Genomic DNA, 9,345 nt, shown 5'->3' on the forward strand with positions numbered 1-9,345 from the left:
CCCCGAACGCCGTCACCGTCGTGGGCGCCGTCGGCTCCACCGCGTCGGCCCTCTGGCTCATCCCCGCAGGGCACCTGTTCGCGGGGGCGGTCGTCATGGCCCTGTTCGTGCTGTTCGACCTGATCGACGGCTCGATGGCCCGAGCCCAGGGCGGCGGCACGCCCTTCGGGGCGGTGCTCGACGCCACCTGCGACCGGATCACGGACGGCGCGCTGTTCGCCGCCATCGCCTGGTGGGCCTTCACCGCCGGTGAGCGGGCCGTCGCGGTCGCCGCGCTCGCCTGCCTGGTCGGCGCGCAGGTCATCTCCTACGTGAAGGCCCGCGCCGAGGCCAGCGGGCTCAGCGCCGACGGCGGGCTCGCCGAGCGCGCCGAGCGGTGCATCATCGCCCTGACCGGCGTCGGCCTGCACGGGCTGGGCGTGCCGTACGTCCTGCCCGTCGCGATGTACGCGCTGCTCGCGCTGGTGGTGGCCACCGTCGTGCAGCGGTTGCTGTCCGCCGCCCGCTCGGCCCGTGAGCTGGACCCGGCGCGGCCCGCGCCGGGGACGTCCGAAGAGGGGACCCGGTGAAGGACAAGCTGGCCGACCTCGGCTACGCCGCTGGCTGGCGACTGGTCAGGCTGATGCCGGAGGGCCTGGCCAAGGTCCTGTTCGACCGGGCCGCCGACTGGGTCACCGGCCGGGGCGGCGAGGGCGTGGCGCAGCTGCGCGCCAACCTGCGCCGGGTGGTGCCGCGCGCGGGCGAGGCCGAGCTGGACGAGCTGGTCAGGCTGGCCATGCGCTCCTACGCCCGGTACTGGCGCGAGTCGTTCCGGCTCCCGTCGGCCGACCTCGACGCCACCTACCGGAACGTGGCACGCAACGTCACCGGCGCCGAGAACCTGGACGCCGCGCTCGCCGAGGGCCGGGGCGCCGTCCTGGCCGTGCCGCACAGCGGCAACTACGACATGGGCGGCGTGTGGCTCGTGGGGCACGCGGGCTCGCTGACCACGGTCGTCGAGCGGCTCAAGCCCGAGTCGGTCTACCGGCGGTTCGTCGAGTTCCGGGAGAGCCTGGGCTTCGAGGTGCTGCCGCTGACCGGCGGCGAGCGCAACCCGGCCGTCGTGCTGGCCGAGCGGCTGCGCGAGAACAAGGTGGTCGTGCTCCTGGCCGACCGCGACCTCACCGCCGGTGGCGTCCCGGTCACGTTCTTCGGCCGCCGGACCATGATGCCCGCCGGACCCGCCACCCTGGCCGCCACCACCGGGGCCGCGCTGCTGCCCACCGGCTCGTGGTTCACCGAGGACGGCTGGGTGGTCCGCGTCCACCCGCCGGTGCGCGTCTCCGGCCCGTCCGGGGTGCCGTCCGCCACGCAGGCGCTGGCCGACGTGTTCGCCGCCGACATCGCCGCCCACCCCACCGACTGGCACATGCTGCAGAAGCTGTGGATCGAGGACCTGCCGGAGAGCAGGCAGCGGGCGCTGCGCCGGGTCCTGGAGCGGCGCGGGGAGAGCGCGTGAGGGTCGGCATCGTCTGCCCGTACTCGTTCGACGTGCCCGGCGGCGTGCAGGCGCACGTGGTCGACCTGGCCAGGGCGCTGCGCGGGCTCGGCCACGAGGTCGACGTGCTCGCGCCCGCCGACGACGACACGCCGCTGCCGGAGTTCGTCACCCCGGCCGGGCGGGCCGTCGGCATCCCCTACAACGGGTCGGTGGCGCGGCTGTCGTTCGGGCCGGTCTCGTACGCGCGGGTGCGGCGGTGGATCGCCGAGCACGACTTCGACGTGCTGCACCTGCACGAGCCCACCGCGCCGTCGCTGGCCATGCTGGCGCTGATGGTCGCGGACGGGCCGATCGTGGCGACCTTCCACACCTCCACGCCCCGCTCCAAGATGCTGTCCGCGTTCCAGGGGGTGCTCCAGCCGTTCCTGGAGAAGATCACCGCCCGGATCGCGGTGTCCGCGCTGGCCAGGCGGGTGCAGGTCGAGCACCTGGGCGGCGACGCGGTGGAGATCCCGAACGGCGTCGACGTGGACTTCTTCGCCGACGCGACCCCGCTCGACGGCTACCCGCGACCCGGCGGCACGATCGGGTTCGTCGGCCGCTACAGCGAGCCCCGCAAGGGGATGCCGGTGCTGCTGGAGGCGGTGCGCGGGCTGGACCTGCCGGACGTGCGGCTGCTCGTGGTCGGCCGCGGCGACGAGGCGGCGCTGCGGGCCCAGGCCGGGCCGGAGCTGGCCGACCGGATCGACTTCCTCGGCATGGTCGACGACGAGACGAAGGCGCGTGCGCTGCGCAGCGTCGACGTCTACTGCGCGCCGAACACCGGCGCCGAGAGCTTCTGGATCATCCTGACCGTGGCGATGTCGGCGGGCGCGGTGGTCGCGGCGAGCGACCTGGACGCCTTCCGCCGGGTGCTGGACGACGGCGCGGCGGGCGTGCTCACCCCGGTGGGCGACGCGGTGGCGCTGCGCGGGGCGCTGCGCGACCTGCTCGCCGACCCGGAGCGGCGCGCCGAGTACGCGGCGGCCGGGCGGGCGCGGGTGCAGACGTTCGACTGGTCCGTGGTGGCCGCGCAGGTGCTGCGGGTGTACGAGAGCGCCGTGGCCGCCAACCCGAGGCGGGTCGCGGAGGCAGGCCGGTGAGCCTGTCCTCGTGGGTGACGGGGCTGGCCGCGCTGCTCGGGGTCGTCGCCGTGCTCGGGCCGTGGGCGCTGGCCACCGCGAACCGCCTCGACCGGCTGCACGTGCGCACCGACGCCGCGTGGGCTGCCCTGGACGCCGCGCTCGCGCGCCGGGCCGTGGTGGCGCGGGTGGTGGCGGCGGTCAGCGGGTCGAAGGAGCTGAGGGCCGCCGCGGACCGGGCCGAGGTGGCCGCCAAGGGCGACCGCGAGGCGGTGGAGAACGAGCTGGCCGCGCTGCTGTCCGGGCTGGACCGGGAGGCCCTGCCGAACGCGCTGGCGGCCGAGCTGGTCGACGCCGAGCAGCGGGTGGTGCTGGCCAGGCGGGTGCACAACGACGCGGTGCGGGACACGCTCTCGCTGCGCAGGCGGCGGTCGGTGCGCTGGCTGCACCGGGCGGGCACCGCGCCGACCCCCGGCTACTTCGAGATCGTCGAACCGGAGCCCGAGGCCGAGCCGGGCGCCCCGCGCAAGCGCGTGGCGGCGCGGGTGCTGCTGCTCGACGAGCGGGGGCGGCTGCTGCTGTTCGAGGGCTTCGACCCGAGCGAGCCGGGGGAGCTGTTCTGGTTCACCGTCGGCGGCGCGGTCGAGCGCGGCGAGGACCTGCGGGCGGCGGCGGTGCGCGAGGCGCGCGAGGAGACCGGGTTCGAGCTGGAACCCGAGGCGCTGGTCGGGCCGGTGTGGGTGCGGCGGAAGGTGCTGGACTTCGGCGGGACGCGTACGGCGGCGGAGGAGTGGTTCTTCGTCGCGCGGGTCGACGGCGAGCGCGCGGTCGACGTGTCCGGGTTCCAGGAGTACGAGCGCGACACGATCACCGGGCACCGGTGGTGGACGTCCGACGAGCTGGTCGGGACCGGCGAGCGGGTGTACCCCCGTCAGCTCGGCGAGCTGCTGCCGGGGGTGGCGGCGGGGGAGTGGGACGGGACGACGCGCGCGATCCAGTAGACCGACCGTCGCCCGGCAGGCGCTCCCGCCCGCTGCTCCCGCCCGCTGACCTCGGCCGTCCCCGAGCGGCCCGGCTCCCGCTCAGCCCAGCACGTACGTCCCGATGACCTGCGCGAGCAACCGCACGTCGGCGTGCCCCTTGAACTCCAGCCGCACCTTCCCCAGCCCGCTGAACCACAGGTCCAGCTCGGCGTCGAGGTCGAACGTCCCCGCGGTCTCGATGGAGAACGCCTGGATGCGGCTGTAGGGCAGCGAGGTGAAGTCCTTCTTCCGCCCGGTCATCCCCTGGACGTTCACCGCGATGACCCGCTTGTCGGTGAACACGACGAAGTCCCGCACGGTCTTGAAGCACGAGATGATCTGCTCGCCGCGCACCATGATCGGGGACACCTGTGGAGCGATGTCCTCCGGAGCGCACGGCGCGAGCTTGAACACGGACGCCTTCTCGAAGTCGATCACCCTTCCGACGGTAGCACCGCCGGGTGAGTCGCGCGGGTGATCCGGGCGGCCGGTGATCAGCGCAAACGATCACCACCGCAGCGCCCGGAACCGCGGCGCCGGGAACCGCGGCCCCGCTCCGCCGACCAGGCCCCGCCCGCCAGGCCCCCGCCGACTAGGCCCACCCCGCCGGGTTCGACCCCGTCTCCCGCGAGATCCCCGTCCGGGGCGGCCACTCGCCGAACTTCTCGTCGTGCAGGTGCGTGAAGAAGTAGCACATCCGCTCGCACTCGGCGTCCTCCACGCCCACCTCCGGGTCGGCCAGCACCGCCTCCCAGTACCGCCGCCCCAGCGCCACCACGAACCCCCGCGCGTACAGGAACCCGTCGTCCGACCCGTCCAGGACCGCGTGCACGTCCTCCCGGTCCAGCTCCCACAGCGCCCGCTCCACGACCGCGTCGTGCGCCACCAGCTCCGCGCTCGACGCCCCCTCGCACGCCTCCCGCAGCCGCGCCAGGAACCCCGGCAGGTGCGCCTCCAGCACCGCCGCGGCCTCCACCCGGTCCCCGCCGCCGGTCAGCAGCGCCTCCCGAGCCGCCAGCGCCTCCGGCGCGGCCCCCGCCCAGACCCGTTCCAGCAGTTCCCAAGTCCCGTTCTCGCCCATGCCGGGAAAGCTAGCGGCGGGGTCCGACAATTCCCCGCCGCCAGCGACCACCGGTCACACGTTCGGGATCACCTCGGCCCCGTAGGCCGCCATCGTCTTGTCCTTCTCGTCGTGCATCAGGTACAGCGCGAACTGGTCAACGCCCAGCTCCGCCAGCTCCCGCAACCGCTCCACGTGCGCCGCCGCCGGACCGACCAGGCAGAACCGGTCCACGATGGAGTCGGGCACGAAGTCCGCCGACCGGTTCCCGGCCCGCCCGTGGTGCGCGTAGTCGTACCCCTCCCGCCCGGCGATGTAGTCGGTCAGGGCGCGGGGCACCGCCCCGGAGTCCCCGTACCGCGCCACCAGGTCCGCCACGTGGTTCCCGACCATCCCGCCGAACCACCGCAGCTGGTCCCGCTGGTGCGGCAGGTCCGCCCCGACGTACGCGGGCGCCGCCACGCACACCGCCACCGACGCCGGGTCCCGCCCGACCCCGGCGGCGGCCTCGCGCACCGCCCCGATGGTCCACCGCGCGATGTCCGGGTCGGCCGTCTGCAGGATGAACCCGTCCGCCTGCTCGCCGACCAGCTTGAGCGCCTTCGGCCCGTAGGCCGCCATCCACACCTCCAGCTTCCCGTCCCGCACCCACGGGATGCGCACCGGGACGCCGTGCGGCGACGCCTCGCGCCCCTCCGCCAGGTCCTTGATCACCCGCATCGCCGACCTCAGCTCCGCGAGCGTCGCGGGCTCCCGCCCGAGCACCCGCAGCGCCGAGTCCCCGCGCCCGATCCCGCACACCGTCCGGTTGCCGAACATGTCGTTCAGCGTCGCGAACAGCGAGGCCGTCACCGACCAGTCGCGGGTGGTCGGGTTGGTCACCATCGGCCCCACCACGAGGTCCTTCGTCGCCGCCAGGACCTGCGAGTACACGACGAACGGCTCCTGCCACAGCACGACCGAGTCGAACGTCCAGCCGTAGCCGAACCCCGAGCCCTCCGCCGCCCTCATCGACTCCACGACGGCCCGCGCGGGCGGGTCGGTCTGGAGCACCACGCCGAAGTCCACGCTCATCCCCTCACACCAGGTACTGGTTCAGCTCGCGGGCCAGGAACCGCCCGTGCCCGGCCGACCCCCGGAACCCGCTCCGGTCCACCACGACCCGCCCGCGCGAGAGCACCACCTCGACCCGCCCGGTCAGCTCGAACCCCTCGAACGCCGAGTAGTCCACGTTCATGTGGTGCGTGGCCGCCGAGATGGTCTGCCTCGCGGCCGGGTCGTACACGACGAGGTCCGCGTCGGCCCCCGGCGCGACGACGCCCTTGCGCGGGTGCAGCCCGAACATCCGGGCCGGGGTGGTCGAGCAGATCTCCACCCACCGCTCCAGCCCGATCTCGCCGCGCACGACACCCTGGTGCAGCAGGTCGATCCGGTGCTCCACGCCCGGCACCCCGTTGGGGATCTTGGAGAAGTCGCCCCGCCCCAGCACCTTCTGGTCGGCGAAGCAGAACGGGCAGTGGTCGGTCGAGACCACCGACAGGTCGTTGGTGCGCAGCCCCCGCCACAGCCGCGCCTGGTGCTCGACCGGCCGCAGCGGCGGGGAGGCCACGTACTTCGCGCCCTCGAAACCGGGGCGCGCCAGGTCCTCCAGCGACAGGTACAGGTACTGCGGGCAGGTCTCGGCGAACACGTTCTGCCCGGTGTCCCGCGCCTCGGTGACCGCGTCGAGCGCCTGCGCCGCCGACAGGTGCACGACGTAGAGCGGCGCCCCGGTGACCTTCGCCAGCGCGATGGCCCGCGAGGTCGCCTCGCCCTCCAGCTCCGGCGGCCGGGTGAGCCCGTGCTGCACCGGGTCGGTGCGCCCCTCGGCGAGCGCCTGGGCGACCAGTTCGTCGATCGCGATCCCGTTCTCGGCGTGCACCATGACCGTGCCGCCGATCTCGCGCGCCCGCTGCATCGCGCGCAGGATCTCCCCGTCGGTGGCGTAGAAGACGCCGGGGTAGGCCATGAACACCTTGAACGAGTTCACGCCCGCGTCCAGGCAGGCGCCCATCTCCTTGAGCGAGGAGTCGTCCACGTCCGACACGATCATGTGGAACCCGTAGTCCACCGCGCACTTGCCGTCCGCCTTGGCGTGCCACTTGTCCAAAGTGGACAGCAGTGAGGTCCCCTTGGCCTGCACGGCGAAGTCGATGATCGTGGTCGTCCCGCCCCACGCCGCCGCGACCGTGCCGCTGGTGAAGTCGTCGCTGGACCGCGTCCCGCCGAACGGCATCTCCATGTGGGTGTGCGCGTCGACCCCGCCGGGGATCACGTACTTCCCGCTCGCGTCGACCCGCTCGTCCACCTCCAGCCCGAGCTCGACGCCCGGAGCCAGCAGCGCCGCGACCTTCTCGCCCTCCACCAGCACGTCCGCCCGCACCGACCCGGCCGCGTTCACCACCAGCCCGCCGCTGATCAGCGTCCTCACGGCGTCACCAGGCCCTCGTAGGTGTCCGGCCTGCGGTCCCGGTAGAACGCCCACAGGTCCCGCACCTCGGCCAGCAGCCCCATGTCCAGGTCCCGCACCACGATCTCGTCCTCGGTGTCCGAGGCCGCCTCGCCGATCAGCTGCCCGCGCGGGTCCGCGAAGTACGACTGCCCGTAGAAGTCGTTGTCCCCCAGCGGTTCCACCCCCACCCGGTTGATCGCGCCGACGAAGTACTCGTTCGCCACCGCCGCCGCGGGCTGCTCCAGCCGCCACAGGTACTGCGACAGGCCCCGGCTGGTCGCGGACGGGTTGAACACGATCCGCGCGCCCGCCAGCCCCAGCGCCCGCCAGCCCTCGGGGAAGTGCCGCTCGTAGCAGATGTACACGCCGATCCGGCCCACCGCCGTGTCGAACACCGGGTAGCCCAGGTTGCCGGGCCGGAAGTAGAACTTCTCCCAGAACCCCTTCACCTGCGGGATGTGGTTCTTGCGGTGCTTGCCCAGGTACGTGCCGTCCGCGTCGATCACCGCGGCGGTGTTGTAGTACACGCCGGGCTGCTCCTGCTCGTACACCGGCACGACCAGCACCACCCCGTGCCGCGCCGCGACCTCCCGCATCAGCTCGGTGGTCTCCCCGTCCGGGACGCCCTCGGTGTAGGAGTAGAACTCCGGGTCCTGCACCTGGCAGAAGTACGGCCCGTAGAACAGCTCCTGCAGGCACACCACCCGCGCCCCCTGCGAGGCCGCCGACGCGATCGCCTCCACGGCGCTCGCCACCATGCTCTCCTTGGACCCGGTCCACTTCCGCTGGACCAGTGCCGCGCGGACGACGTCGTTCACGCCTGCTCCTTCCGTGGCGCCAGCACCAGGTAGCCGGCCATGCCGACCACCAGGCCGACGACCCAGTTGTAGTCGTAGAGCGGTTTGAGCAGCGGGATGAGCCCGTCCGCCGGGAACGGTCCGCCGTGGGCGCCGCCGACGGCCAGCAGCGACCCGAGCGCGGTCGCCGCCACCGCCCGCCAGTTCCAGCCGCCGGTGAACCAGTAGGCCCCGCGCCCGGACAGGTACAGGTCGGGCAGTTCGAGGCGGGTCCGCGCCAGCACCCAGTACCCGGCGACGAACACCCCGGCCACCGACGCCAGCAGCCCGCCGTAGAACCCGAGCCACGCGAAGATGTAGATGCCAGGGTCGGAGATCAGCCGCCACGGCTGGATCAGCACGCCGAGCACACCCGTGATCAGCCCGCCCACCGCGAAGCTGATCCGGCGCGGGAACGCGTTGGAGAAGTCGTACGACGGGCTCACCACGTTCGCCGCCAGGTTCGCCGACACCGTCGCCAGCACCAGCGACACCAGCGCGACCAGCACCACCGCCGTGCTGTCGAACCGGCTCGCCAGCTCCGCCGGGTCCCAGATCGCCTCGCCGTACAGGGCGACCGCGCCCGAGGTGGTCAGGATCGCCACCACCGCGATGAACGTCATCGTGGTCGGCAGCCCCAGCACCTGCCCGAGCGCCTGCTTGCGCTGGCTCCCGCCGAACCGGGTGAAGTCCGGCATGTTCAGCGACAGCGTCGACCAGAACGCGATCATCCCCATCAGCGCGGGGAAGAACACCTTCCAGAAGTCCGGTCCCCAGCCCAGCTTCGACGGCTCGGACAGGATCGGCCCGAACCCGCCCGCCTTCACCGCCACGTACGCCAGCAGCACCAGGAACCCGACCGACACCAGCGGGGCCGTCCAGTTCTCGAACCGCCGGATCGCCTCCATGCCCCGCCAGATGACCAGCATCTGCACCGCCCAGAACACCAGGAAGCACAGCCACAGCGTCCACACCTGGCCCAGCACCACCGGCGCGCCGGTCCACGCCTCGCCCGCCAGCCGCCCGACGATCACGTGCAGCGCCTTGCCGCCCACCCAGGTCTGGATGCCGAACCACGCGCACGCCACGAACGCCCGCAGCAGCGCCACCAGGTTCGCCCCGCGCACCCCGTAGAACGCGCGGGCGAACACCGGGAACGGGATGCCGTACTTGGTGCCCGCGTGGCTGTTGAGCAGCATCGGCGCGAGCACGACCAGGTTCCCGAGCGTGATGGTCAGCAGCGCCTGCACCCAGTCCATGCCCAGCGCCACCAGCGACGCGGCGAGCGTGTAGCTGGGGATGTTGTGCGCCATGCCCATCCACAGCGCGAAGAAG

At 73.2% G+C, this 9,345-nt stretch carries 10 protein-coding genes; 4 read left to right on the top strand and 6 right to left on the bottom strand.

What is annotated here, in order from left to right; translation table 11 throughout:
• The 4 genes from pgsA to ACTUAL_RS09820 all read left to right on the top strand — a co-directional run.
• Positions 1-569: phosphatidylinositol phosphate synthase (gene pgsA, locus ACTUAL_RS09805; protein ID WP_440900042.1), on the top strand; the 569-nt coding region annotated here is incomplete at its 5' end.
• The gene (locus tag ACTUAL_RS09810) at positions 566-1,498 is read left to right on the top strand and encodes a phosphatidylinositol mannoside acyltransferase (protein ID WP_096492631.1); all 933 of its coding nucleotides are present in this window, start codon (positions 566-568) and stop codon (positions 1,496-1,498) included. The genes pgsA and ACTUAL_RS09810, both read left to right, overlap by 4 nt.
• On the top strand, positions 1,495-2,622 hold the full coding sequence (locus tag ACTUAL_RS09815) for a glycosyltransferase family 4 protein (protein WP_440900043.1): 1,128 nt from the start codon (positions 1,495-1,497) through the stop codon (positions 2,620-2,622). Before ACTUAL_RS09810 ends, ACTUAL_RS09815 begins: the two co-directional genes overlap by 4 nt.
• Complete coding sequence (locus ACTUAL_RS09820) at positions 2,619-3,602, top strand: NUDIX hydrolase (protein WP_440900044.1); 984 nt, start codon at positions 2,619-2,621, stop codon at positions 3,600-3,602. Before ACTUAL_RS09815 ends, ACTUAL_RS09820 begins: the two co-directional genes overlap by 4 nt.
• A gap of 81 nt (positions 3,603-3,683) precedes the next feature.
• Here the strand turns inward: ACTUAL_RS09820 and ACTUAL_RS09825 are convergent, their stop codons facing one another.
• From ACTUAL_RS09825 to ACTUAL_RS09850, 6 genes are all read right to left on the bottom strand, one after another.
• Positions 3,684-4,061 (bottom strand): PH domain-containing protein, encoded by a 378-nt coding sequence (locus tag ACTUAL_RS09825; protein ID WP_015800930.1) that lies wholly within the window; start codon positions 4,059-4,061, stop codon positions 3,684-3,686.
• A gap of 154 nt (positions 4,062-4,215) precedes the next feature.
• Positions 4,216-4,704, bottom strand: a complete 489-nt coding sequence (locus ACTUAL_RS09830; protein WP_096492635.1) for a DUF4240 domain-containing protein — start codon at positions 4,702-4,704, stop codon at positions 4,216-4,218.
• Between the two features lie 54 nt (positions 4,705-4,758).
• A complete protein-coding gene (locus ACTUAL_RS09835) occupies positions 4,759-5,751 on the bottom strand; it encodes a TIGR03842 family LLM class F420-dependent oxidoreductase (RefSeq protein WP_096497721.1) in 993 nt (330 codons plus the stop codon).
• 10 nt (positions 5,752-5,761) lie between these two features.
• Entirely contained in the window at positions 5,762-7,153 is a 1,392-nt protein-coding gene (gene hydA / locus ACTUAL_RS09840; RefSeq protein WP_440900045.1) for a dihydropyrimidinase, read from the bottom strand.
• Positions 7,150-7,992 carry a nitrilase-related carbon-nitrogen hydrolase gene (locus tag ACTUAL_RS09845; RefSeq protein WP_440900046.1) on the bottom strand — a complete coding sequence of 281 codons (843 nt, stop codon included), beginning with the start codon at positions 7,990-7,992 and terminating at the stop codon, positions 7,150-7,152. Before ACTUAL_RS09845 ends, hydA begins: the two co-directional genes overlap by 4 nt.
• Positions 7,989-9,345, bottom strand: a 1,357-nt coding sequence (locus ACTUAL_RS09850; protein WP_440900047.1) for an NCS1 family nucleobase:cation symporter-1, incomplete at its 5' end; no start/stop codon positions are given. The genes ACTUAL_RS09850 and ACTUAL_RS09845, both read right to left, overlap by 4 nt.

It is taken from the genome of Actinosynnema sp. (assembly GCF_052038725.1).

What these genes read in the sequence shown, in the direction of transcription:
- ACTUAL_RS09830 (WP_096492635.1), bottom strand. Translation starts at nt 4,704, where the DNA reads ATGGGCGAGAACGGGACTTGGGAACTGCTGGAACGGGTCTGGGCGGGG.